17 protein-coding genes are annotated in these 23,753 nt (G+C 74.2%); 5 read left to right on the top strand and 12 right to left on the bottom strand.

The features are described from left to right. The first annotated feature begins 126 nt into the window (after positions 1 to 126). Positions 127 to 1,485, top strand: coding sequence for a Cys-Gln thioester bond-forming surface protein (locus tag AQJ11_RS01515; RefSeq protein WP_059261560.1), 1,359 nt, complete (start codon positions 127 to 129; stop codon positions 1,483 to 1,485). Positions 1,486 to 1,503: 18 nt separating this feature from the next. On the opposite strand, the gene AQJ11_RS01520 is transcribed toward AQJ11_RS01515, so the two are convergent. The 5 genes from AQJ11_RS01520 to AQJ11_RS01535 form a co-directional block, all read right to left on the bottom strand. Further along, the gene (locus AQJ11_RS01520) at positions 1,504 to 2,718 is read right to left on the bottom strand and encodes a cellulose-binding domain-containing protein (RefSeq protein ID WP_059261561.1); all 1,215 of its coding nucleotides are present in this window, start codon (positions 2,716 to 2,718) and stop codon (positions 1,504 to 1,506) included. Positions 2,719 to 2,912: 194 nt separating this feature from the next. Further along, positions 2,913 to 3,545, bottom strand: a complete 633-nt coding sequence (locus AQJ11_RS01525) for a lytic polysaccharide monooxygenase auxiliary activity family 9 protein (protein WP_107112984.1) — start codon at positions 3,543 to 3,545, stop codon at positions 2,913 to 2,915. Continuing rightward, a complete protein-coding gene (locus tag AQJ11_RS48015) occupies positions 3,542 to 3,688 on the bottom strand; it encodes a hypothetical protein (RefSeq protein WP_167360842.1) in 147 nt (48 codons plus the stop codon). The genes AQJ11_RS01525 and AQJ11_RS48015 overlap by 4 nt, the downstream gene beginning before the upstream one ends. A 294-nt stretch (positions 3,689 to 3,982) precedes the next feature. Then, positions 3,983 to 5,935: an NHL repeat-containing protein gene (locus AQJ11_RS01530; RefSeq protein WP_244218066.1), complete on the bottom strand. Its 1,953-nt coding sequence runs from the start codon at positions 5,933 to 5,935 to the stop codon at positions 3,983 to 3,985. 62 nt (positions 5,936 to 5,997) lie between these two features. Beyond that, positions 5,998 to 6,489 (bottom strand): hypothetical protein, encoded by a 492-nt coding sequence (locus AQJ11_RS01535; RefSeq protein WP_014672788.1) that lies wholly within the window; start codon positions 6,487 to 6,489, stop codon positions 5,998 to 6,000. Positions 6,490 to 7,078: 589 nt separating this feature from the next. Here AQJ11_RS01535 and ettA point away from each other — a divergent pair. From ettA to AQJ11_RS01550, 3 genes are read left to right on the top strand one after another with little or no spacing between them, the layout of a single operon-like run. Further along, positions 7,079 to 8,743, top strand: a complete 1,665-nt coding sequence (gene ettA, locus AQJ11_RS01540; protein WP_041665181.1) for an energy-dependent translational throttle protein EttA — start codon at positions 7,079 to 7,081, stop codon at positions 8,741 to 8,743. Positions 8,744 to 8,749: 6 nt separating this feature from the next. After that, positions 8,750 to 9,193, top strand: coding sequence for an acyl-CoA thioesterase (locus AQJ11_RS01545; protein WP_041665179.1), 444 nt, complete (start codon positions 8,750 to 8,752; stop codon positions 9,191 to 9,193). Continuing rightward, positions 9,190 to 9,870 carry a DUF8185 domain-containing protein gene (locus tag AQJ11_RS01550; RefSeq protein ID WP_059261562.1) on the top strand — a complete coding sequence of 227 codons (681 nt, stop codon included), beginning with the start codon at positions 9,190 to 9,192 and terminating at the stop codon, positions 9,868 to 9,870. The genes AQJ11_RS01545 and AQJ11_RS01550 overlap by 4 nt, the downstream gene beginning before the upstream one ends. Before the next feature lie 140 nt (positions 9,871 to 10,010). On the opposite strand, the gene AQJ11_RS01555 is transcribed toward AQJ11_RS01550, so the two are convergent. From AQJ11_RS01555 to AQJ11_RS01570, 4 genes are all read right to left on the bottom strand, one after another. Continuing rightward, on the bottom strand, positions 10,011 to 10,961 hold the full coding sequence (locus AQJ11_RS01555; RefSeq protein WP_014672783.1) for an ABC transporter ATP-binding protein: 951 nt from the start codon (positions 10,959 to 10,961) through the stop codon (positions 10,011 to 10,013). Between the two features lie 82 nt (positions 10,962 to 11,043). Beyond that, a complete protein-coding gene (locus AQJ11_RS01560) occupies positions 11,044 to 13,938 on the bottom strand; it encodes an FtsX-like permease family protein (RefSeq protein ID WP_059261563.1) in 2,895 nt (964 codons plus the stop codon). Between the two features lie 260 nt (positions 13,939 to 14,198). Continuing rightward, complete coding sequence (locus tag AQJ11_RS01565) at positions 14,199 to 17,510, bottom strand: ABC transporter permease (protein ID WP_059261564.1); 3,312 nt, start codon at positions 17,508 to 17,510, stop codon at positions 14,199 to 14,201. A gap of 163 nt (positions 17,511 to 17,673) precedes the next feature. Beyond that, positions 17,674 to 18,078, bottom strand: coding sequence for a globin (locus AQJ11_RS01570; protein ID WP_014672780.1), 405 nt, complete (start codon positions 18,076 to 18,078; stop codon positions 17,674 to 17,676). Positions 18,079 to 18,164: 86 nt separating this feature from the next. Between AQJ11_RS01570 and AQJ11_RS01575 the strand changes: the two genes are divergently transcribed. Then, positions 18,165 to 19,142 (top strand): methyltransferase domain-containing protein, encoded by a 978-nt coding sequence (locus AQJ11_RS01575; protein WP_059261565.1) that lies wholly within the window; start codon positions 18,165 to 18,167, stop codon positions 19,140 to 19,142. 6 nt (positions 19,143 to 19,148) lie between these two features. Here the strand turns inward: AQJ11_RS01575 and AQJ11_RS01580 are convergent, their stop codons facing one another. From AQJ11_RS01580 to AQJ11_RS01590, 3 genes are all read right to left on the bottom strand, one after another. Next, entirely contained in the window at positions 19,149 to 20,894 is a 1,746-nt protein-coding gene (locus AQJ11_RS01580; protein WP_059261566.1) for an FHA domain-containing protein, read from the bottom strand. A 34-nt stretch (positions 20,895 to 20,928) separates the two neighbouring features. Continuing rightward, the gene (locus AQJ11_RS01585) at positions 20,929 to 22,272 is read right to left on the bottom strand and encodes a VWA domain-containing protein (protein ID WP_014672777.1); all 1,344 of its coding nucleotides are present in this window, start codon (positions 22,270 to 22,272) and stop codon (positions 20,929 to 20,931) included. A 114-nt stretch (positions 22,273 to 22,386) separates the two neighbouring features. Next, the gene (locus AQJ11_RS01590; protein WP_059261567.1) at positions 22,387 to 23,751 is read right to left on the bottom strand and encodes a PP2C family protein-serine/threonine phosphatase; all 1,365 of its coding nucleotides are present in this window, start codon (positions 23,749 to 23,751) and stop codon (positions 22,387 to 22,389) included. Between the last annotated feature and the right edge of the window lie 2 nt (positions 23,752 to 23,753).

Raw genomic sequence — 23,753 nt, forward strand, 5'->3', positions numbered from 1 at the left:
GCGTGCCCCTTGGGGCTGCCGATTCTGCTGGTGGGACCGTCCCCCACGTCCAACGGGTCCTGCTCGAAGGGGAATTCTGTGCTTGCTGCGCTCTCTGGGTTCTGCCGGTCCACGGGAACGGCCCGCATGGCCGCCGCCACCACGGTGACCGGCCTCATGGCGGCCGGCGTGCTGTCCGGCGCCGGTACGGCCGTGGCCGAGGACACACCGCAGACCCAGGGCGGCGCGACGGCCACGATCAACGGGCTGAAGACCTACGGCGAGGCCGTGATCCACGAGGACGGCGGCGACCAGCGGGTTTCCGCGGGCCTGTTCGAGATGTCCGTGGACGGCGGCGGCACCCTTCAGACGTACTGCGTCGACCTCCACAACCCCACCCAGCGGGACGCCAGATACCAGGAAACGTCCTGGAGCGGCACCTCGCTGGGCGCCAACAAGGACGCGGGCCGGATCCGCTGGATCCTTCAGAACTCCTACCCCCAGGTCAACGACCTCGCCGCACTCGCGCGGCACGCGGGAGCGAGCGGGCTGACCGAGCAGGACGCGGCGGCCGGCACCCAGGTGGCCATCTGGCGCTACTCCGACGGCGCGAAGGTCGACGCCGTGGACCCACAGGCCGAGAAGCTCGCCGACTACCTGGAGAAGAGCGCCCGGAACGTCGCCGAGCCGCAGGCCTCGCTCACCCTGGACCCGCCCGCGGTCTCCGGCCGGCCGGGCGACCTGCTCGGGCCGGTGACCGTACACACCAACGCGAGCGCGGTGACGGTGAACCTGCCGGCGGACGCGGCCACCAGCGGAGTGCGGATCATCGACAAGACCGGCAAGGTGATCACCTCGGCCAAGAACGGCAGCCAGCTGTTCTTCGACGTCCCCGAGGACGCGGCGGACGGAACGGCCCAGCTGAACGTGCAGGCGTCCACGACCGTGCCGGTGGGCCGGGCCTTCGCCTCCGAGAACCGCAGCCAGACCCAGATCCTGGCCGGCTCCAGCGAGTCCACGGTCTCCGCGACCGCGACGGCCGGCTGGGCGCAGAAGGGCGCCATACCGGCGGTCTCCGCCCACAAGAACTGCGCCAAGGGCGGCGTGGACATCACCACGGCCAACAAGGGCGACGAGCCGTTCACCTTCCGCCTGATGGGCACCGAGCACACGATCCCCGCGGGCGCGTCCCGCACGGTGACCGTGCCGCTCCAGGAGGACCAGGCCTACGACTTCACGATCACCGGCCCCCATGGCTTCAGCCACCGCTTCACCGGCGTCCTGGACTGCAAGACCCAGGGCACGATCACGACGGAGACAGCCCAGCTCCACACCGAGCCCAGCCCGGTCACGGTAGGCGGCAACACCGCCGACACCACCAACCTGGCCGCGACCGGCGGTTCGATGATCACTCCCATGATCGCGGGCGTGGCCATCGGGCTGGTGGTGATCGGCGGCGTGGTCCTGATCGTGCTGCGCAAGAAGGAGTCGGCCCACGGCGGGTGACCCCCTCGGCGGGGCTCGTCAGCAGCCGATCGGGGACGAGCCGACGGCCACGTCGTCGAACCACAGGGTGTCGTCACCGGTGCCGTAGCTCTCCCAGCCGAGCCGCAGAGCCGTCGGCCGGGGCGGGGTGGTGCGGGAGAGCCACTGCTGGTCGACGTCCTGGGTCGGCACTCCGTCGGCGTGCAGTCCGGGCACCTGCTCGTTGCCGAGCCAGGTGTCCAGCTTGGGCGCGGAGGTGTCGACCGCGAACCGCAGGCACTGCCAACTGCCCGTTGGGAGCGGCCTGCTCAGCGCCACCCCGGCCGGACTCTGCGCGGGCAGCGTGGCGTCGTCGCTCTCCCGGTTCCACTGGAGGGCGCCGTTCTGGCCACCGACCCGCAGCGCCCGGCCGCCTTGGGAGGAGTCCGGCAGGGACACGAAGGTGACGTGGGAGGAGGGGAGCGGGGTGGTGTGCCGGATCCAGAGGCGGACGTACAGCACCGGGCCGACCGACGACAGGTCGGCGGTGGCGGCGACGAAGGCGTGGTTGCAGTAGCCGGCCCGCCCGTCCACCCGCACTGACCTGGTGCCGCTGTGCGCGACGGCCGTGTCGACGGTGGCCGCGCCCGTGCCCTGGCAGTCGGGCGCGGTGAAGCGCCAGTCGCCGGACGGCGAGGGGCCGGCCTGGTCCTCGAAGCCGGTGCAGAGGACCGCGCCACCGCAGTCGGCGGGCGGGTCTGTGGGAGGAGGGGTTCCCGGCGTGGTGGGTGGTGTGGTCGGCGTGGTCGGCGGGACGGAGCCGTCACCGGCGCAGGGCGCGCCGTTGAGGCTGAAGTCGGTGGGCGCGGGGGCGGCGGACTGCCAGGTCCCCTGTATCCCGAAGTCGGTGCCGGCGCCGCTGGCCAGGGCGGCGTTCCAGTCCGTGCCGACGGCGGTCACGGAGTGGCCGGTCTGGGTGACGGTGGCGTTCCAGGCCGAGGTGATGTGCTGGTCGCCGCCGTAGGTCCAGGTCAGACGCCAGCCGTTCAGCGCGGGGCCGAGGTTGGTGACACGGATCTGGGCGGTGTAGCCGCCGGTCCACTGGTTGACGGTGTAGTCGACGCGGCACCCGGGCGTTGTGCCGGCGCCGCTGGCGGGCACCGCGACCAGGAGCGACACCGCCGAGGCGAGAGCGGCCGTGGCTGCGACAGCGGTCGTGGCGGCGGTCCAGGGCCGGCGCAGCCATCGCGTGCATCGCGCGAGCAGGGCGGGCATGTGCGGCTCCAAGCGGGAGGGGAGGGCGGGGAGGGGAGGGGAGGGGGAGGGGGGGAGGCCCCCCCGCAGTTCCGGGAGCGCTCCCAACCGAGGTGGACGCGACCCGGTCTCAGCGCGCCCGGGTCGCGTCCATCGGGTGGGGACGGGGGTGACGACAGTGAGTTGTGGGGCGGGGTGCGGGGGTTGGCAGTGGGTCAGCGGAAGTTCACGTCACTGCACAGGAAGTACGTCTGGTCCATGTGCGAGGCCTGCCAGATGGTGTAGACGACGTGGCGACCGCTGTAGCCGGAGGTGCTGACGGGGATCGCGTAGTTCTGGCTGGGCGCGTACTTGCCGGTCCGGGCGACCAGTTGCAGGTCGTTCCAGGTCAGCGGCTGCTTGGTGGGGTCGAAGCCCTGCCGGGTGACGTAGACGAGGAAGTAGTCCGCGCCGTGGCTGGCCTGGTCGTACAGCTTGACGGTGAAGTTGGCGCCGATGTCCGTGGTCTTCCAGGGGCCGACGGTGTCGAGGGAGTTGTAGCGTCCGCTCTCGGTCTGGCCGCCGCTGCACAGCTGTCCGTTGGGGATGACGGCCTGGAAGTTGCCGGCGGAACCGTTGCGGTAGAGGCCGTTCCAGTTCCACATGGCGTTGGGGTTGGCCTGCCATGCCTGCCAGCACATGGGGTCCTGTTCCGCCATCGCCGGGTTCTGGAAGTCGTTGCCCCAGCGCTGCCAGCAGCCGTAGTTGCGCGAGGCCGGGTCGATCACCGAGCCGTGGGCGGAGGCCGTGCCGCCCCAGGTGATCAGGCTGACGAGTACCGCGACGAGGGTGCTCAGGACGAGCGTCAGACGGCCGACCGTACGACGTGCGGGGTGACGATGTGCGCGGTCACGACGTGCGGGATCACGTGCGACCTGACGTGCGGGATCACGTGCGAGATCACCACGTACGAGGTCACGGTCTGCGCGCTCGGCGCGATGTACATGCTCATGACAATGCATGACGGGGCTCTTCCTCTGTGGGGGATGGGTTCACGGCGCACACGCGGGTGCATCGCGAGTTCACTGTGGGGTCGCGGCGGAAGGCGCTATGGGAGCGCTCCCGCGCCCTCTAGGCTGCGCGGTGCGCCCCGCGGCGGCAACGGTTCGTTTCCGCCAAACCTGGGAGTCGCCAAACCTGGGAGTCGCCGAGTCGCCGAGTCGGCGGACGCCACGACCGGAGCGGAATCCACCCCGTCAGCACAGCGCCCCGGATCCTGGGCCGGGGCGCAGTCGGCTGGCGCGGTCTACTTCGGGCAGGCGGTGGTGTTCGCCGACGAGGGGCGCGCCGGCAGTGGGGTCAAGGGTGTGCAGACCGGGGTGGCGACGCCGATGAGTTCGACCAGGCCCACACCGCCGGTGGGCGGGACGAGCTTCGACCAGTTGTTGGCCACCCAGGCGTTGCCGGAGGAGTCGATCTGTACCGCGGTGAGGTGTTGGATCGCCTTGTTCCGGAAACCTTGCGCGGGGGACAGGACGGTGCCGGTGGACGCACCGGACGGGCAGGCTGCGTGGTTCGCCCCGCACAGGAGTGTCACGGAGGAGTTGCCGAAGCCGGCGACCCACACGCGGTCCTGGCCGTCGATGGCGACCGACCAGGGGAAGACCTTCTTGGGCAGCCGGTGCACGCCCGCGACGGTTCCGTTCGGCCGGATCTCGGTGACGGAGCTGGTGAAGAAGTTGGCCACCCAGGCGTTGCCCTTGCTGTCCAGGGCGAACCCGAGGGGCCCTTGCAGCGACTGGTCAGTGGTTGAGGCGACCGGTTTGAAGTCGGGGCCGATGACCGTGACGCTCCCCCCGATGTCGCTGGGCCGGCCCGCTTCCCTGATCTGGTCGAAGGAGAGGTGGCTGTTGGTGACCCAGGCCCGGCCCCGGTCGTCGATCTGCACGGCGAACGGGTGGTTGAAGCTCTTGTCGGTGATGGTGATGGCCTTGCTCGGATCGCCATGGGGGTACACCACGACGCTGCCCACCCCGGGCTTGCCCTTGAGGCCGTGGGAGTTGGCGATCCAGACGTTGCCCCGCTGGTCGACGGCGACGCCCTGGGGTTTGACGAGATCACCGTTCTTCCACCCGGCGGAGGGGGAGAGGGGCTTGCCGGAGGGCGAGTACTTCGACATCGCGTTGCCGCCGTAGCTGGGCACCCACACGGATCCGTCGTGATCGATCGCCAGGCCCCAGGCTCCGCCCTTCATGCCGCCTCCGCTGATGGGGCTGCCGAGGGTCGGCCGGCCGGTGGGATCCTGCACGGTGACGTAGGCGCTGGGATCCCTCGTACCCGGCTTCCAGTTGTTGCTCGCCCACACGTTGCCCTTCGCGTCGAACGCGATGCGGCCCGGTGCGTAGACCTGGGAGGCGGGGTGGCGGACGGCCAGGATCCAGGACGGGGGGGCCGCTGTGAGGGCCGGAGTGAACACGGTCGCGGTACGGGCCAGGGCCTCCAGGCGGCCCGGGGCCTGCGTCGGGTTGCGCACCAGGCTGAGGACCGCCTGCACGGTGTCGGTCGGCGGGCTGCCGCCGGCCGGGGTCGCCAGTCGGATCAGCTTGCCGCATCCGGTGCTGTCCGTCGCACAGAGCGAGACGAGGTTGGCCAGCGTGTTCTGCGTGGCGAGCGTCTCACTGTTGGCGCTGTCGCCGGTGAGGGCCTTCCCCGGTTTGCCGGTCGTCGGGTCGGCGAGGGTGTACGAGGTCGCGGCGGCGTTCTGAAGCCCCGGAGCGGGTCCGGCGATGCCGAGTCGGTCGCTGAACTGGGCGAGGGCGTACGTCGCGGCGACGGTGGTCAGTTCGTTGACCTTCACCTTGGTCTCGGTCCGCTCGGGTACCGCGCCGCCCGCGCCGAACCCGACGACCGAGCGCAGTCGGAGTCGGTGCGCCTGCTGGGACGCGGCCTCGACGTAGAGGACACCGTCGGCAGGCTTGGTGTACGTGATCCGGAAGGAACCGTGCGCGTCGGTGGTGGCCTGGCCCAGCCTGGTGGCTCCGGAGCGTGACCCCGCCATGAGCGTGACCTGGGAACCCTGGAGCGGCTTGCCCGCCCCGGTGACGGTCCCCTGCAGGGAGGCCGGTGCGGCGCCGAGCGCGGATGCCGGCAGGGTGAGGGCGGCACAGGCGGCTGCGACAGCGGCCGACGCCAGCCGCAGGGCCCCGGCCCGCACCTTGCTGCGGCTGCCTTTACGGGCCGGCAGCGGGTGAACGTGCATGCCAGGAATTCTCATGAATCGTCCCTTCGCGCCGTGCAGCGAAAGCGCGCGGAGCAGATCGATCAGAAAGCAGACTGCCCGCCGGCGGCTTGCTCGGCTCCGAAGCCTTTGGACCCGGTTTCCGGCACTCTCAGTGCGAACCAGCCGACCCGGACCCCCAGCAGCCAGACCACGCCCAGATAAAGTCCCGGGCCGACTTCTCGCATTTCGTCCCGAACGCCCCGAGCCACCAGTGAAATCCTGGAATAGTCGATGACGATGCACTCCTGGTCGTCCAGCAGGCTCGGCCCGGTGTACACCTGAGCCACAATGGCGAGCACGTCGAACGCGGTCATCCGATTGCTCAGATAGCCCTCGTGGTCGAAGACCTTGCCCCGCCACACGGCCAGGCGTACCAGCCGGGCGAGCGGCTTGGCCACGCACTTGCCTCCCCACCGGACGATGCCCGTGCCCTCCAGCGGGCCGTGCGGAATGTCACCGGGCGGACTGGCACGGAAAAGTGCCACCAAGCCCCTGTCGCCCATGGTGAGCAGATCCGTCTCGGTGAGTGCCACGATGCGTCCTCCCGGCAGTCGTTACGAAACGTCACCCGTGCCCCGACGCGACCTCGACTCGGAAACACGGCGGCTCGCCCAGAGGTATCTCGCCCAGAGGTATTCGGAAGGGATTTCGGGGGCGAGAAACAAGAGAAACAAAGGGCGGCCGCAAAATGCCGCGAATGTCACCGCCTGATGCCGCCGCCGGCGCGCACGTCAGCGCTCCTGCGCCCGCGCTGGATCGCTCGATATGGCGTCGGGCCGACCCTCACCATTGTCGGCGCCTTCGGGGGGAACCGCCACCGCTGCCGACGTCGGCCGGCCCGGCTGAGGGCCGTGCGCCGTCCTCGCCGACGCCCAGGCCGCCGTCGAGGGGCCGGCGGGACCATGGTGATCGGCTCGGGCCGTCCCTCTCAGCCGTACGAGGGCGCCGAGGTCGGTCGGCAGTGGTCGGCAGTGGCCGGCGGTGCCGGACAGGCAGCAGCCGCCACCGAGAAGGCGCAGGTCAGCGCACCCTCACCGGACGGGTTTCCATCCAGGGCTGGCGGTCAGGCAAGATGGGGTGTATCTGCCCACTGCCAGATTTCAAGCTGCCGGACGGTTTCTCTTGGCTGAGTTCATTTACACCATGCGCAAGGCGCGCAAGGCGCACGGCGACAAGGTGATCCTCGACGACGTCACCCTGAACTTCCTCCCCGGGGCGAAGATCGGCGTCGTCGGCCCGAACGGTGCCGGTAAGTCGACCGTGCTGAAGATCATGGCGGGGCTGGAGCAGCCGTCCAACGGTGACGCCTTCCTCTCGCCCGGCTACAGCGTCGGCATCCTGCTCCAGGAGCCCCCGCTCAACGAGGAGAAGACCGTCCTGGAGAACGTCCAGGAGGGTGTCGCCGAGATCAAGGGCAAGCTCGACCGGTTCAACGAGATCGCCGAGCTGATGGCGACCGACTACTCCGACGCGCTGCTCGACGAGATGGGCAAGCTCCAGGAGGAGCTGGACCACGCGAACGCGTGGGACCTCGACGCCCAGCTTGAGCAGGCCATGGACGCGCTGGGCTGCCCGCCCGGCGACTGGCCGGTGACCAACCTCTCCGGTGGCGAGAAGCGCCGCGTCGCGCTCTGCAAGCTGCTGCTGGAGCAGCCCGACCTGCTGCTCCTGGACGAGCCCACCAACCACCTCGACGCCGAGTCGGTGAACTGGCTGGAGCAGCACCTGGCCAAGTACCCGGGCACCGTCGTGGCCGTCACCCACGACCGGTACTTCCTGGACAACGTCGCCGGGTGGATCTGCGAGGTCGACCGTGGCCGCCTGCACGGCTACGAGGGCAACTACTCCAAGTACCTGGAGACCAAGGCCGCCCGCCTCAAGGTCGAGGGCCAGAAGGACGCCAAGCGCCAGAAGCGGCTCAAGGAAGAGCTGGAGTGGGTGCGGTCGAACGCCAAGGGGCGGCAGGCCAAGTCCAAGGCCCGTCTCGCGCGGTACGAGGAGATGGCCGCCGAGGCCGACAAGATGCGGAAGCTGGACTTCGAGGAGATCCAGATCCCGCCGGGCCCGCGCCTGGGCAACGTCGTCGTCGAGGTCAACGACCTGCACAAGGGCTTCGGTGACAAGGTCCTCGTGGACGGGCTGTCCTTCACGCTGCCGCGCAACGGCATCGTGGGTGTCATCGGCCCGAACGGCGCCGGCAAGACCACCCTCTTCAAGATGATCCAGGGTCTGGAGACGCCGGACTCCGGTGAGATCAAGGTCGGCGAGACCGTCAAGATCTCCTACGTCGACCAGAGCCGCGAGAACATCGACCCGAAGAAGACGCTGTGGGAGGTCGTGTCCGACGGGCTCGACTACATCAACGTCGGCCAGGTCGAGATGCCGAGCCGGGCGTACGTGTCGGCGTTCGGGTTCAAGGGCCCGGACCAGCAGAAGCCGGCCGGTGTCCTCTCCGGCGGTGAGCGCAACCGGCTCAACCTGGCGCTGACCCTGAAGCAGGGCGGCAACCTGCTGCTCCTCGACGAGCCCACCAACGACCTCGACGTCGAGACGCTCTCCAGCCTGGAGAACGCCCTGCTGGACTTCCCCGGCTGCGCCGTCGTCGTCTCCCACGACCGGTGGTTCCTCGACCGCGTCGCGACGCACATCCTCGCCTACGAGGGTGAGTCGAAGTGGTTCTGGTTCGAGGGCAACTTCGAGTCGTACGAGAAGAACAAGATCGAGCGGCTCGGCCCGGACGCCGCGCGTCCGCACCGCGCCACCTACAAGAAGCTGACCCGGGGCTGATCGGTCTTGCGCCACATCTACCGCTGCCCGTTGCGCTGGGCGGACATGGACGCGTACGGCCACGTCAACAACGTGGTGTTCCTGCGCTACCTGGAGGAAGCCCGGATCGACTTCCTGTTCCGCCCGGACAAGGACTTCAAGCAGGGGTCCGTGGTGGCGCGCCACGAGATCGACTACAAGCGGCAGCTCGTCCACCGGCACGAGCCGGTGGACATCGAGCTGTGGGTCACCGAGATCAAGGCCGCGTCCTTCACCCTCGCCTACGAGGTGAAGGACGGCGATCTCGTGTACGTGCGGGCGTCGACGGTCATCGTCCCGTTCGACTTCGACGCCCAGCGCCCGCGGCGGATCACCGCGGAGGAGCGTGAGTTCCTCCAGGAGTACACGGACACCGCCGAGGGCCCCGCGGACGCCGAGCCCGATCCCGAGGGGGAGGCCGTCGCGGCATGACCGTGCTGCACCTCGCCGACGAGACGGAGGCGGCGGACCTCGCCGCCTTCCTCTCCCGGCTGCTCCACTTCGACCGTGGAGCAGCGGTGCGGTTGCAGGCGGCCGGCACCGCACTCGCCGTCTTCGGCCGGCCGCCGTCCTTCGAGGTGCTGGCCGTCCGCGCGGTGCGGCTGGCGAAGCCGTACGAGGACGGGCTCGACGTCGCCCTCGACGTGACCGTCTCCGCCGGTGAGTTCCTGGAGTCCGTGGACGAGCGCGCGGCCACCGCCGCCGTCCCCGGCGCGGTCACCGGGCCGCCGTGGGCCGGGGTGCTGCCGCCGCGCGCCGGGTGGCAGCCCGAGCCGGGGCTGCCGGGGCCCGACGCGCTGAGTGCCACGGTCGCCGCCTCGGTGGCCGAGTTCCGCTCGCGCACCGAGGAGCTGGGGCCGCAGGGCCGTACCCGCGCGGAGCTGGACCGGATCGGGCAGGACATCTGGTCCCGGCAGATCGCGGGCACCCGGCTGCCGGTGCGGGCCGTGCACGCGGCCCGGTCACTGGGCTTCCTGCGGCCCGGCGGCGAGCCGGGCGACATCGGGCTGTTCTCCTCGGGCGCGTGGCTGCGGCTGCGCACGCCGTACGGCTCGGTGGCCGTGCGGCAGGCGGGGCTGCTCGGGGCCTTCGGGGTCAGCGTGCGCTGAGCAGGCGGACCGGCGTGCGCTCGGCCCAAGCGGGCCCGGTGTGCGCTTGGCTCAAGCGGGCCCGGTGTGCGCTCGGCTCAAGCGGGCCCGGCGTGCGCTCGGCCGGGCGGGTCGGTGTGCGTTGAACCGGGCGGTTCGGCTCACTGTGTGTCGTCGGGCCATACGCCGATGTGGTCGGACTCCAGTTCCAGGGCCACCCGGTCGCGCATGTCCAGGGCGCGGAGGTAGTCGGCGGGCAGCTGGAGGCGGCCCGCGCGGTCGAGCATGGCGTACTCGCGGGCCACGACCGTCTCGTGGCCCGTCGCCGCGTCGATCTCGCTGCGGCGCAGCACCTCGGTGGACGTACGGCCGTCCCGGATCGCCACCGTACGGCGGACCTCGCTCGCCACCGCCTGGTCGTGCGTGACGATGACGACGGTGGTGCCCAGGGTCTCGTTGGCCGTGCGGAACGCGTCGAAGATCTGCGCGGCCGTGTGGGAGTCGAGTTCGCCGGTGGGTTCGTCGGCGAGCAGGACGGCCGGGTCGTTGGCGAGGGCCACGGCGATCGCCACGCGCTGCTGCTGACCGCCGGACATCTGCTGCGGGCGGCGGTCGCGGCAGTCGGCCACCTGGAGCAGTTCCAGGAGTTCCAGGGCGCGTGCGGTGCGGGCGCGGCGGCCCTTGCGGGTGCCGGAGAGCTGGAGGGGCAGCGCGACGTTCTGGGCCGCGGTGAGGTAGGGGAGGAGGTTGCGGGCGGTCTGCTGCCAGACGAAGCCGACGACCTCGCGGCGGTAGGCGAGGCGGTCGGCGGCGGTCATGGTGAGCAGGTCGCGGCCGGCGACGCGGGCCGCGCCGGCGGTGGGGGTGTCCAGGCCGGCGAGGATGTTCATCAGGGTGGACTTGCCGCTCCCGGACGCGCCGACCAGCGCCATCAGTTCGCCCTCGCGGACGAGGAGGTCCAGGCCCTGGAGCGCCTGGACCTCTGTGCCGGCGGTGGTGAAGACGCGGACGAGGCGGTCGCAGGTGATCAGTGCGTCGTGGCCGTAGGCGGGGTTCGCTCCGGCCTCGGTGACGCGGTGGGCCAGCTCGGTCAGGCTCGGGTCGGTCGTCATGGGGTCTCCTGCGGGTGCGGCGTGCCCGTGCCGGGCGGGGGTGGGGTCGCCTGCCCGTGCCGGCCGGGTGTCGTGTGGGGCGTCATCGGCCGTCTCCCGCCCGTAGTTCTGTCACCGAGCCCCGTCGTCCCGTCCACCAGGCTTGCAGCGCCGCTACTCCCACCGCCACCGTCACCACCGCGAGTGCCGGGAGCAGGAGCGACCAGGTGTCCGGGTGGAGGCGGGTCTCGGTCAAGGGGGTCTGGGCCGTCGGGAAGGCGACGGTCGTCAGGTCGATGCCGGGCGCGAGGAGGCGGATCGCCGTCCAGCCGGTCAGGGTGCCGCCCAGGGCTGCCAGGAGGGCCTGGGGCAGGGATTCGAGGATCAGCAGGCGGCGGGACTCGGCGCGGGTGAGGCCCATCGTGCGCAGGCGGGCCAGCAGCGCGGACCGTTCGGGGGCGGCTCGCAGCAGCGACAGCAGCAGGGCCAGCACGGCGAAGCCGGCCCCGGCGGCGACGGCCGCCGTGTAGACGTGCTCGGCGCCGGACTGGAGGGGCGAGTCGGCGTACCGGGCGCGTTCCTCGGCCCGGAGCCGTACGGCGGCGGAGCCTCCCACGGCCTTCCGGAGGGCGTGCGCGTCCATGTGGTCGCCGGTGAGCAGCAGGGTCGTGGGACGGCTTGCCGGGGCGGGCAGGCCCGCCCGGTCCACGACGAGGAAGTCGGGACCGGACACGGCCGGCGTGCGGTCGCGGACCAGGACGATCCGCACGGTGACCGCGCTGCCGTCCTCCAGCCGCACCAGGAACGGCCGTCGGGTGCCGTACGAGGAGGCGACGGAGGGGGACGCGACGGCGGGGAGCGGACCGGAGCGGTCGTCGCCCGCGAGGTGGCCGGTACCGGGCCGGCCCTCGGTCGTCAGGGAGGCGGTACCGGGGTGGGCCTTGGCGGTCACGCGGGCGGTGCGGGAGTGGCCCCCGCCAGCCAGGTGGCCGCTACTGGAGTGGCCCCCCGCCGTCAGCCGTCCCGTACCGGTCTGGCCCCCCGCCGTCAGCCGGGCGGCCGGGAGCGTGCCCAGGCCGGTGTAGGCCGTCAGGGCGCCGTAGCCCTGTGGGTCGACGCCCAGCAGGGGGACCGCGTTCTCGCCGTCCTCCGGTTTCGCCCCGTACGCGATGCTGACGGGCGTCACCGCGCGGACCCCGGGGACCGAGCGGGCCCGGGCGGGCGCGTCGGCCGGCAGGGGGGCGCCCGCGTCGGCGCGGGCGTCCGCGCCGACCGTGAGCAGGGCCGCCCGGTCGCGGGCCTCGGCCACACCCGCCAGTACCGAACCGCCGAACGCCGCCGTGGTCAGCGCGGTCAGCAGGGCGAGGAGCGGGAGCACCGCGGAGCCCTGGGTGCGGCCCGCGCGGGCCAGGGAGAGGTGGCCCACCGCGCCGCGCAGCCGCCCGGCGGGACCGGACAGGCGCCGCAGCAGCAGCGGGTACACGCGGAGCAGCACCAGCGCGGCGATGACACCGACCAGGACGGGGGCCACGGCCGTGAGCTGGTCGCCCGTCGTGCCGCGCCGGCGCAGGGTGGCCACCGCACCGGCGGCCAGCACCAGCAGGGTCAGCTCGGCGACCGTACGGCGCCGGGACGGCCGTACCGAGGCGATGTCCTCGCGCGGGGCCGTCAGCCGGACCGCGCGGTGGGCGAGGGCCGCGCGCAGGGGGAGGGCGGCGCAGGCGGCCAGGGTGACGGCCAGGGCGGAGAGGACGGCCGGGACGACCCGGCCGGCGGGGACCACGAGCAGGGACCCCGCCAGGCCGACGGCGCCCGCCGGTACGGCGATCACGGCGGTCTCGGCGAGCAGCCGCCCGGCGAGGCCGGGCAGGGAGGCGCCGCGGGCGCGCAGCAGGGCGAGTTCGGCGCGGCGCCGGTCGGCGGCCAGGCCGCCGGTCATGAGCAGGACGACGGCGACGACCGTCGCGGCGCCCGCGGCGGCCACGGAGACCAGCGGGGCGATGCCGGAGCGCAGCCGGGAGAAGGAGGCGAGGGCGTCGTCCAGGCCGGTGTCGATGTCGGTGCCGTCGTCGGTGACGGCGCGGGCGCGTTGCAGGCCGGGACCGGACTCCAGGGCGGCGACGGCCGGCCGCAGGCGGTCCAGGTCGTGGGCGTGCAGACCGCGCAGGGCGGGGGCGAGGTGCCAGTAGCGGGCCGGGTTGGTGCTGGTGCCCAGCAGGGCGGGGGCCGCCTCGGGGGCGAGCAGCAGCGCGCCGAGCCAGTACTTGTCCGGGTCCGGGCCGGGGGTGGGCAGGGTCACCAGGGTCGGGGTGCGCAGCAGCGGGACGGTGGACCAGTAGGCGCCGTCGGGGTCGCGCGGGACGAGGATGCCGGTGACCCGGACGGCGAGCGGGGCGCGGCCGGGCGCCGGCATGTGGACGACCGAACCCACCTTGATGCGCAGGGCCTCGGCGGTGGCGGCGGTGACGGCGGCCTCCACCTCGGGGGTCGAGGCGTCGACCGGGTGCGGGGCGCGCGGCAGCCGGCCGGTGCGCACGCGCGCGTGGTCGGCGAGGCCGTTCTGCGCGGCCAGCGAGATGTGGGCGGGCAGTCCGGTCGGCCGGGGCAGCCACGGGTCGGGCACCGCCGGGCTGACGGTGCCGGCGACGCCGTACGCGGACTGGGCGCGCCGCACGCTCAACGGGCTGCCGACCGTGCCGAGCACCTTCTCGTACTGCCGCTCCAGTGCGTCGGGGCGCAGTGCCGCGGCGCGCCGCTCGGGCGGCAGGCCGAGGTCGGGCTGGGGCGCCGACACCCGTACGGTGGTGTGCTCCGGGCGGGCCTGCCGGAGCGTCCGTTGCAGTCCCGCGTCCTCGTACCGGTCCACCGCCCGCGGGAAGGCGCCCGCCAGACACGCGGCCAGCCCGACCAGCACCGCGAGCGCGACGGCGGCACCGGGCGCGGCCCGCAGCCGGGTCCGCACCCACGGAGCGACCACGCGCGGCGACGGCCGGCCCATGTCACTCACCTCCCTGGGCGTGCGCCGCCTGCGCGCGCCCCGTCCGACTCACGGCGGCCCCCACCGCGAGCGCCCCCAGCAGCCCGGCCCGTACCGTCGCAGCGCCCGCGCGGGGCGCCTCGGCTGAGACGGCGCGGGGTGTCGGCCGGTGCGTGGCGGGCACCGGTCCGAGTGCGTCCCGTGGGCGGGTCCGGCGGCATGGAGCCAGCAGGCACGGGGTGGTCGCCTGTGCGGCGACGGGACCCGGAGCGATCCCCATGTCACTCACCCCCCTGCCCGCGCAGCGCCCGTGCCGGGTCCGCCCAGCGCACGGCGGCTGTCGCCGCGATGGCCAGTGGTGCCACGGCGACCGCGGTGAGCAGCAGGGCGACCTGTCCGGGCGGCAGTCGGACCAGCAGGTCGGGTACCGGGCGGGTCGCCTCGCCGGTCAGGACGACCAGGGGCAGGACGGTGCGGGCCAGTACGGTGCCCAGGCCCAGGCCCACCGCCAGCGCCAGGCCCACCAGGACGGCCTGTTCGGCGGCGACCGTCCGGGCCAGTTGGCGGCGCGGTGCGCCGAGCGCGCGCAGAACGGCGAACTCGGCGCCGCGCGCCCGCTGCGCGCCGGCGGCGCCGACCGCGAAGCCGACGGCGGCGAGCGCCGCCGCGACCACGGCCGCCGCCGTGAACGCGGCCTCCGGTCCGGCGCCGAACGGGTCGTCGCGCAGTTCGGCGGCGATCTCGTCGCGGACCACGACCTGCCCGGGATCGACGTCCGGCAGCGCCCGGACGGCGGCGGCCACGCGGGCGGAGGCGCCGGGCGCGGTGGCGAGCCACCACTCGGTGGGGGTGGCGTTCTCGCCGTACCGGGCCTGGAGCAGCTGGTTCAGGGCGCGCAGGTCGAGCAGGACGGCACCGCCGTCGTGGGTGCCGGTGGCGGCCGGGTCGGCGGTGGCCGGCAGCGCCCGTACCGCCCGTACGATCCGCACCGGCACCCGCCGGTCGCCGAGGGTGAGGTCGACCCGCTGCCCGGTGCGGGCGCCCGCCGCGTCCAGGTAGCGGTCGGTCGCGACGGCCGGCACCTCGGCGGGCGCGGCCTGGGCGGCCTGGAGCCGGAGGGTGACGGAGGCGACGGTCCAGATGCCGGCGTCCGGGAGGTAGCCGGTGCTGTAGGCGAAGGTCAGAGGGTGGGTGCCGGTGACCTCGGGACGGGTGGGGCTGGTCGCGGCGCTCGGTACGGCGGCGCCGCCGGCCTCCGCGGTGGTGGTCCACCGGGCGGGCAGGGTGAGGGGGTGGTCCGTGCCGTCCGTGCCCGACGCGGTCAGCCCGTCGAGGGTGAGGCGGTGGTGCTCGGCGCGTTCGGCGGGCTGGGTCAGGTCCAGGCGCAGACCGGTGAGGGTCGCCGGTCCGGTGGCGGTGCCGAGGGCGAGGGCCAGGGTGTGCGGGCGCCCGTCGGCGGGGAGCTGCCCGGCCGGCAGCTGGTACGGCACCCCGTACCGGTCGGTCAGGGTGGCCGTCACCGCGGTCGTGGTGCCCGGCCCGGTCGAGCTGCGCAGCCGGGCCGTCAGCTTCAGCCGGGCGGTGCCCGCCGGGATCCCGGCCCCGGCGGGGGTGCCCTTGGGGGTGAGCCGGCCCAGCAGTGGCCGTACCGGTTCGTCCGCGAGGTCGGGGCGCATGAGGACCGCGTCCGTCGCGTGGGCGGTGTCGAGGGCCAGCACGGTCGCCGTGCGGTCGCCGGACAGCGGCTGGGCGGCGCGCACGGCCGGGGCGGCCTCGCGCACCCGGGGCAGGCCGGCGTACAGGTCGGTGCGGCCGAACCCGTCCTCCCCGGAGGCCAGGACCCGCACCGGCACCCCGGCCCGGAAGTCGGCCTGGTCGTCCTGTGAGCGGTCCCAGGAGGCGGCCTGCCCGATCGCGAGCATGCCGAGGGCGACGGCGAGGACGAGCAGCAGCACCGGGCCCGCGCCGCGCGCGGTGCGCCGGCTGAACTGCCAGCCGGCCAGCGCCGCCGGCAGCCCCCGCCCGCCGGCCGCCCAGCGTTCGGCGAACCGCGCCACGGGCGGCAGCAGCCGCAGCGTGAGCACGGTCCCGGCGAGCAGGGCCAGTGCGGGCGCGGCCACCAGCAGCGGATCGACGCCGAGCGCGCCCGACCGGTCGGCGGCCACGGCGCCGGAGTCCTGCCGGCCGAGCTGCCAGTAGGCGACCGCGGCGATGGCGAGCAGCCCGAGGTCGGCGCCGGTGCGCAGCGGGGCCGGCACGGCCCGCGCGCCGACCGGCCGGGCCGCCTTCCGGCGCAGCCTCGGGGCCCGGGAGCGCCGGGGGCCGGCCGGGCGTGCCTCGGCCCCCGTGCCCGTGACCGCCGGTACGGTCACCGCCAGCGCGCAGCCGACGGCGACCCCGGCCGCGACCAGCCAGACGGCGGGCCGGCCGGCGGCCGGCAGGTCCAGGCGCAGGCCGAGCCGGGCCAGCGGGCCGTGCCCGGCCAGCAGGGCGGTGAGCGGGCCGGCGAGCAGCGGCGCGCACACGGCCGCGGGCAGCGCGAGCAGCAGCGCCTCGGCCCCGGCGAGCGCGGCGATCCGGGTGCGGGAGGCGCCCCGGGCCCGCAGCAGCCGGGTCTCGTCGGCGCGTTCGGTGCTGAGCAGCCGGGCGACGAGCAGCAGCGCGTAGCCGGCGAGCAGCACCAGCTGGAGCGCGACGATCAGCAGGGTGGAGCGGGCCACGAGCAGCGAACGGTCCACCCGGTCCAGCACGTCCGGCAGCGCGGTCTGCGACACCGTCGTACCGCTCAGCGCGGCCGGCTCGCGCAGGGCCGCGCTGCCGGATCGGGCCGCCGCCCGCAGCTCCCCGATCCGGCCGGTCGTCACCGAGGCGAAGTCCGCCGACGCCAGCCAGCCCGTCGCTCCGGCACTGACCCGGCCTCCGGTGAGGACGGCGGGGTCGGCGAGCAGCGGGCCGTACGTCGTGAAGCCGGACTTCTTCACCCCGCGCCCGAGCAGGTCGTCCAGCCGCCAGTACGGTGCCGTCACCGAGGCGGGGCGGTACACGCCGACGACCCGGACCCGGACCGCGGGCCCCTCCAGCCGGTCCGCCAGGGTGAGCCGGGCGCCGGGCTCCAGCCGCAGCGCGCGGGCCGCCGTCTTTGGGAGCGCCACCTCGGTCTCGCCGTCGGTACGGCGCGGGAGGCGGCCGGCGGCCACCCGCACCTGCGTACGGTCCAGTGCCGCGAAGTAGGTCAGGTCCGGGTCGCCCGACCTGCTCGCGGGCGGCTGGAGGGAGCGGGGCAGGGCGTACGGCCCCGAGCGGCGCAGGGTCCGTACGGTCACCGGTGACCCGGCGAAGGTTCGGCGCGCGCCCTGGCGTACGGCGGTGTCGGCGGCGGTCCGCTCGGCCGGGGGCACGTCCGCCTTGACGATCAGCGCGGTGTCGGCGGCGTTGCGCGGGTCGCCGAGCACATGGCGCAGTGCCGCGTCGCCGATCGCCCCCGAGTACGCCGTGAGCGTCGCGAGCACGGCGGTGGTCAGCACCACCGTCAGCAGCGCGGCGCCGAGCAGCAGGCGGTGCGCACGCGCGCGTGAGAAGACGAACCCCGTCACCCGGCCCCCGTGTGTCCGGTGCTTCCAGACCTTCGGGCGATGCTGGCAGAGGGCCGGGCGGCGGGTAAGCGGTTGTGCGCCGGTCTATACCGGATTGTGATCGGAATGCGGCGACGGGTGACCGGAATCCGACCTTCAGTGATGACCCGTCAGTCCCGGGTGCTCAGTCGGGGGTGTTCACCATCGACGCGGCGGCGTACGTCAGGTAGTTCCACAGCGTCCGCTCGTGCTCCTCCGACAGCCCCAGCTCGTCGACGGCCACCCGCATGTGCCGCAGCCACGCGTCGTGCGCCGCCCGGTCCACGGTGAACGGGGCGTGCCGCATGCGCAGCCGGGGGTGGCCGCGGTTCTCGCTGTACGTCGTCGGACCGCCCCAGTACTGCATCAGGAACAGCACCAGCCGCTCCTCGGCCGGGCCCAGGTCCTCCTCCGGGTACATCGGCCGCAGCAGCGGGTCCTCCGCGACCCCCTCGTAGAAACGGTGGACGAGCCGGCGGAAGGTCTCCTCCCCGCCGACCTGCTCGTAGAAGGTCTGCTCCTGAAGCGTGCCGCGCCGAATCTCATTCACCCGTCCATCGTCTCAGACCGGGTGACCGAGGACTCAAGGCTTAGGACCGGCCCCGTCCGCAGGCCGCCCGCCCCTACTGTGGACCCATGGACGCCCATGACACCGGGATCGAGGCTCTCGCCGACGCGGCGCGGGCCGAGCTGGTGCGGGAGATCGACGCCGACGGGGCCTGGGCGGACGACCCGGTGTGGCGGGAGGCGTTCGCGGCGGTGCCCCGGCACCTGTTCGTGCCGTACTACTACGTCACCGGGGCGCGCGGCTACGAGCGCCGCTGGTGCGAGAGCCCCGACCGCGAGGCCCGGGAACGCTGGGTGCGCGGCGCCTACGCCGACGTACCGCTGGCCACCCGGCTGCGCGACGGCGAGCAGCTCTCCTCCAGCAGCCAGCCCTCCCTGATGGCCCGGATGCTGGTCGCCCTGCGCGTCGAGGACGGCGACCGGGTGCTGGAGGTGGGCGCCGGCACCGGTTACAACGCGGCCCTGCTCGCCCACCGGCTCGGCGCCGACGACCTCGTCACCACGATCGACCTGGAACCGGAGATCACCGAGTCGGCCCGGCAGCACCTCGCGGCGGCCGGCCACCACCCCGTCGTCGTCACCGGTGACGGCGCGCGCGGGGTGCCCGAACGCGCCCCCTTCGACCGGATCATCGCCACCTGCGAGCTGCCCACGGTGCCGCGCGCCTGGCTCGCCCAGTGCCGCCCCGGCGCGCGCGTCCTCACCCCGCTCGCCACCGGCCTGCTCACGCTCACCGTGCGGGACGCGGAGCACGCCGAGGGCCCGTTCCTGCCCGGCGCCGCCTTCTTCGTGCCGCTGCGCGGCGGGCGCCGGGCGCAGCCCGAGGCCGTCTCACCGGCCGGGCTGTCACGCCGGGCCCATGAGCAGGAGCCGTTCCGCTTCCTGTTCGCACTGACCCGCGGCACCCTCGACCCGCAGGAGGCGTACGCCCTGTGGGAGCGCGAGGGCGAACCGGAGCGCGGCCGGTACGGCGTCACGGTCGCCGGCGAGCACGCCTGGGCGTGGCTGGACGACCCGCAGGGGCCGTACGCCTGGCCCCTGCCCTGAGCGCGGTCAGCCCCGGCGGACGGTGATCGTCGTCCAGGCGCCCACGTGCACCCGGTCGCCGTCCTGGAGCGGGACCGGCACGAACGGCTGGATCGGCTCCTCCGACATGTTGACCGTGGTGCCGTTCGTCGAGTTCTGGTCGACGACCGCCCAGCTACCGTCCGGCTGCTGCACCAGCACCGCGTGCTGGTGCGAGACACCCGGGTCCTCCGGCGGCACCGACAGGTCGATGTCGGGGGTGTCGCCGGTGGAGTGCCGGCGGCGGCCGATGGTGACCTGGTTGCCGGTCAGCGTGCGCTGCTGCTCGGGCGAGTACGCGGGCAGGTTCAGGCCCGCGGCCTCGGGGCCGGAGCGCTGCATCATCGCCATGAAGTACTCGCGGTCCGGGCCGATGGTCGCGGTCCAGGTGGCCGGCCGGGGGGCCTGCGGCGCGTGCGGAGCCTGCGGTGCCTGCGGTGCCTGCGGTGCCTGCGGTGCCTGCGGTGCCTGCGGTGCCTGGGGGAAGCCGCCCGGTCCGCCCGGTCCGGGCGGGGTCTGGGTGCCGCCGGGCTGCGGGTAGCCGTAGCCGCCGCCCTGACCGCCGGGGCCGGTGGACGACGGCGGGGAGATCACCCAGTCGTCGTCGGCGGCCGGGGGCCGGCGGGTCACGCCCGGGAACGCGGGCGGGGCCGGTGCACCCGAGGACTGGAACGCCTGCGGGGCACCGCCGGGACCGCCGGGCGGCGGCACCGGACGCGAGGGGTCGCCGCCGAAGCCGGACGGGCCGGGCGCGGCCGGGCCACCGGGACGGGAGGACTCACGCCCGAAGGGGGAGGGGCCTGGGGACCCCGGGCCCTGGCCTTGACCCTGCTCCGGGTTGCCGCCGAAGCCGGACGGGCCGCCGGAACCCGGACCGCCGGGACCCTGGCCGCCACCGAACCCGGACGGTCCGCCCGGACCGCCGGGACCCTGCCCCGGACCGCCGCCGAAGCCGGACGGGCCACCGGAACCCGGGCCACCCGGGCCACCGGGACCCTGGCCCGGCACCGTGCCCCGGCCACCGAACCCGCCGGGGCCGCCGGGACCGCCGGGACCGGACGGGTTGCCGGCACCCGGGCCCTGCCCCGGACCACCCTGACCGCCTTGCCCCGGACCGCCCTGCCCCGGACCGCCCTGCCCCGGACCGCCCTGCCCCGGACCGCCCTGACCCGGGCCCTGGCCGAAGCCCTGCGGTGCCCCGGGCGGGCGCTGGTTGCCCGCGCCGAAGGGCGGCGGACCCGAGGGGCCGGGGGAGGTCGGCGGGCCGGACGGGGCCCGGTCGCCGCCGAACGGCGTCGGGCCCGACGGCTCGCTGGGGAAGGACGGGAGCGGCTCGGCGGGCCGGTTCACCCGCGAGGGCCGCGAACCCTGGTACTCGTACCCGTCACCCCCGCCGTACGTCGAGCTCGGCGGCTGGAACCGCGGCTGCGGCGAGCGCGGGGCGGCCGGGGTGTAGGAGGTCGCCGTGTTGGTCAGGAAGTTCCACCGGCACTCCTCGCAGAACGGCGCGCCGCCCTCGCGGGGCGTACGGCACTGCGGGCACAGCTCCGGCTCCGGGTCGGAGCCGCCGGCCGGGTGCGGCCGGGCACCGGCCTGGCCGCCCTGCGGGGGCGGGAAGCCGTAGCCGCCCGGGGGCGGCGGAGGGGGCGGAGGTACGGCACCGGCCATGCGGTGACCGCAGACCTCGCACCAGTCGTCGGAACCCGACTGGTGTCCGTTCGGGCAGGTCGGCATGTCGGTGCTTCCCCTTCTCCTACGCTTTGGAGGGTCACTTCTTCACACGAACAGTCTTGGTGGACCGGGTCTCCAGAGTCATCTCGTCCGCCTCCGCGACCCTCGTCTTCAACCGCACAGTACCTGTCACGGCGTCGACCACGTCCACCACCTTCGCAAGCAGTTTCGCAGTATCCGCGTTCCCCGAGGCGTTCGCGAGCTGAACCGCGCGCCCCAGTTTGGCGGTTGCTCCATCGAAATCCCCCGCTTTGCGAAGGTCCAGGCCCTTCTGGATGACTTGCGCCAGTTCGGCCTGCCCGGTGTAGTGGGCGACTTGGGGGCTGATCGCGGTGGAGGCGGTCATGTCGTCGGTCCAGACGGCCCGTACCAGCCCCTGCGCGCCGAGGTTCCGTGCGCCTCCGTCCGGTTCCGGGACGACGAGGGAGACCCGCGCGGCGAGCATCTCCTGGCCGAGCCCGGCCGGCGGGACCGTCACGCACAGGTGGTAGTCACGGGACTCGTCGCCCCAGGAGCCGGTCGGGTAGTCCCCGGCGCGCGGCCCGGCCTCGGTGCGGCGGCCGGTCAAGTCCTCTACGGTGGGGGCGACTTGCTTGACGAACCGGATGGTCGTGCCGACCGGCGTCCACACCCGCAGGGAGACGTCGGCGACCTCCTTGCCCATCGCCGTCTCCATCATCCGCGTGAAGTCGGCGGCCAGACCGGCCGGGTCGGCGACGATGTCGGCGGTGCCGAGCAGCGCCGAGGCGATCCCTGTGACGTCTTTCACTTCCCAGTCGGTGCCCACGCCCCGCGCGTCACAGGTGAACCGGCCGGCGCAGGCGTCCAGCGTGGCCCGCAGGTCCTGCGCCGACTCGTGTTCGTTGCGGCCGTCGGTGAGCAGGATGCCGTGCCGGATGGTGACGTCCGCCGCGGACAGCAGCCGGTCGGCGAGCCGCAGCCAGGTGCCGATGGCCGTACCGCCGCCCGCGCTCAGCCGGCGCAGCGCCTGCTTGGCCTGCTCGCGGGTGGTGGCGTCGGCGACCGCGAGCCGCCCGCCGCCGGGATAGACCTCTTTGGCCACGTGCGTGCCGCCGATCACCGCGAAGCGGGTGCCGTCGCGCAGGGTGTCGATCGCGGCGGCCGTGGCGTTCCGGGCGCCCTGCATCTTGGTCGGCGGGTAGTCCATGGAACCCGAGCAGTCCACCATGATCGCCACGGCGGCGGACGGCCCCCCGCCCGGCGGGTGCACCGGCGCGGTGAGCGCGCTGCCGAGGGTGCCGCCGCCGGTCGCGGTCACCGTGACGATGGCGTTGACCTCGCTGCCGCCCTCGGGCAGGTACTCGTTCTGGTAGACGTCCACCGAGAACCGCGGCACGTTCGGCTTCGCGAAATTGGCCATGCTTGCTCACATCCCCCTCGGACACCTCGCCGACGCGAGGCGACGCTGTGAGCGGACCGGTCCCCTCCGGTCCGCCGCGGCTTCCCCGTGCCGTTCCCCCGTCGGATACGGCCCTCAGGCCGATCCTGCCCCCTGCGGCGGCACCGGGAACGGCAGGACCGCCACTGTTACGTTGTCGTGGCCCCCGCCGTCCAGGGCGTGGCCGACCAGCACCCGTGCGCTGTGCAGCGGGCGGTCCGCCGCGTCGGGCGGGAGGACCTCGGACATCTCCTCCGCCGTCTCGGCGTAGTTCCACAGCCCGTCGGTGCACACCACCACGGAACCGGGCCGGTCCGGCTTGAACGACGCGGTGTGGGGCTCCAGTTCGTAGGCGTCCGCGCCGAGCCAGCCGGTGATCGCGTGGGCGCGCGCGTCGGCGTACGCCTCGGCCTCGCTCATCAGGCCGGCGGCGACCATCTGCGCGGCCCAGGAGTCGTCCTCGGTCAGCCGGGCGGGCGGTGCGGTGCGGTCGGTGGGCACCCAGTAGACGCGGCTGTCGCCGACCCAGCCGACGACCAGCAGCCCGGGGGTGACGACCGCGCCGACGATCGTGCAGGCCGGCGCGTTCTGGTGCGGGGCGTGCTCGCGGGCGGTGGCGGGCTCCTCGGCGAGCGCGTTGACGGCCTGCGCGGCGGCGACGATCGCCTCGTGCATCGCCGCCTGCGGGTGGGTGCCGCGCGGCAGCGCGGTCAGCAGGGTGTCGCCGGCGGCCCGGGAGGCGGCCAGGGAGGCGTCGTCGGGGCGGGTCGCGGACGACACGCCGTCGCAGACGATCGCCAGCGCGGCCGGCGTGCCGTCGGGCAGCGCAGTGTGGCCGACGGCGAAGGCGTCCTCGTTGCGGTGGTGGCGCAGGCCGCGGTCGCTGACGGCGGCGACCGGCCCCGACTCCCGCTCCACGTGGTCGCGTTCGCGCGGCTGGGCGTGTCCGCAGTTCTCGCAGTAGCCGTCGCTGTCCACCCGGCCCGCCCGGCAGGCCACGCAGAGCTGCGCCGGGTCGGCCGGTGCGGAGGCCGGCCGGGGGTCCGGCGCCTGCAACGGGTACTCGTCGGGCTCGTCCGGCCGGTCGAACCGCACTCCGGAACCGGGGGAATGCCCCCCGCCGCCCTCGTGCCCGCCCGGCCCCGCCGGGGGTGTGGTCCCCGGAGCGCTGTCCGGTCCCCCGCCGGACAGGGGCGTGCCGCCCGCGTCTGCGCCCGGCAGGTCTGCCGACAGGTGCGGCTCGGGGGAGGGCACGGGGCCGGGTGGTCCGGGGGTGGGCCACGGCGTGCCGTCCCCGGGGCCGGCGGGGCCCGTCATGGTCAGCGTCGGATGGTCCTGCGGCGGCGCGGACACCACCGAAAGGTCGTATCCGCACGCTCCGCAGAACAGGTCACCCGACTCCACGGGCTCCGCGCAGCTCGGGCACTTCGCCAGTGCGGCCTGCTGGGGCATCTGCGACATCG

The sequence above is a fragment of the Streptomyces corchorusii genome (genome assembly GCF_001514055.1).
Taxonomy (GTDB): Bacteria; Actinomycetota; Actinomycetes; order Streptomycetales; family Streptomycetaceae; genus Streptomyces; species Streptomyces olivaceoviridis.

Coding starts and splice junctions, on each gene's coding strand:
- AQJ11_RS01515 (WP_059261560.1), top strand. CDS start 127: ATGGCCGCCGCCACCACGGTGACCGGCCTCATGGCGGCCGGCGTGCTG.
- AQJ11_RS01520 (WP_059261561.1), bottom strand. CDS start 2,718: ATGCCCGCCCTGCTCGCGCGATGCACGCGATGGCTGCGCCGGCCCTGG.
- AQJ11_RS48015 (WP_167360842.1), bottom strand. CDS start 3,688: ATGAGCATGTACATCGCGCCGAGCGCGCAGACCGTGACCTCGTACGTG.
- AQJ11_RS01530 (WP_244218066.1), bottom strand. CDS start 5,935: ATGCACGTTCACCCGCTGCCGGCCCGTAAAGGCAGCCGCAGCAAGGTG.
- AQJ11_RS01550 (WP_059261562.1), top strand. CDS start 9,190: ATGACCGTGCTGCACCTCGCCGACGAGACGGAGGCGGCGGACCTCGCC.
- AQJ11_RS01555 (WP_014672783.1), bottom strand. CDS start 10,961: ATGACGACCGACCCGAGCCTGACCGAGCTGGCCCACCGCGTCACCGAG.
- AQJ11_RS01560 (WP_059261563.1), bottom strand. CDS start 13,938: ATGGGCCGGCCGTCGCCGCGCGTGGTCGCTCCGTGGGTGCGGACCCGG.
- AQJ11_RS01575 (WP_059261565.1), top strand. CDS start 18,165: ATGGACGCCCATGACACCGGGATCGAGGCTCTCGCCGACGCGGCGCGG.
- AQJ11_RS01580 (WP_059261566.1), bottom strand. CDS start 20,894: ATGCCGACCTGCCCGAACGGACACCAGTCGGGTTCCGACGACTGGTGC.
- AQJ11_RS01585 (WP_014672777.1), bottom strand. CDS start 22,272: ATGGCCAATTTCGCGAAGCCGAACGTGCCGCGGTTCTCGGTGGACGTC.
- AQJ11_RS01590 (WP_059261567.1), bottom strand. CDS start 23,751: ATGTCGCAGATGCCCCAGCAGGCCGCACTGGCGAAGTGCCCGAGCTGC.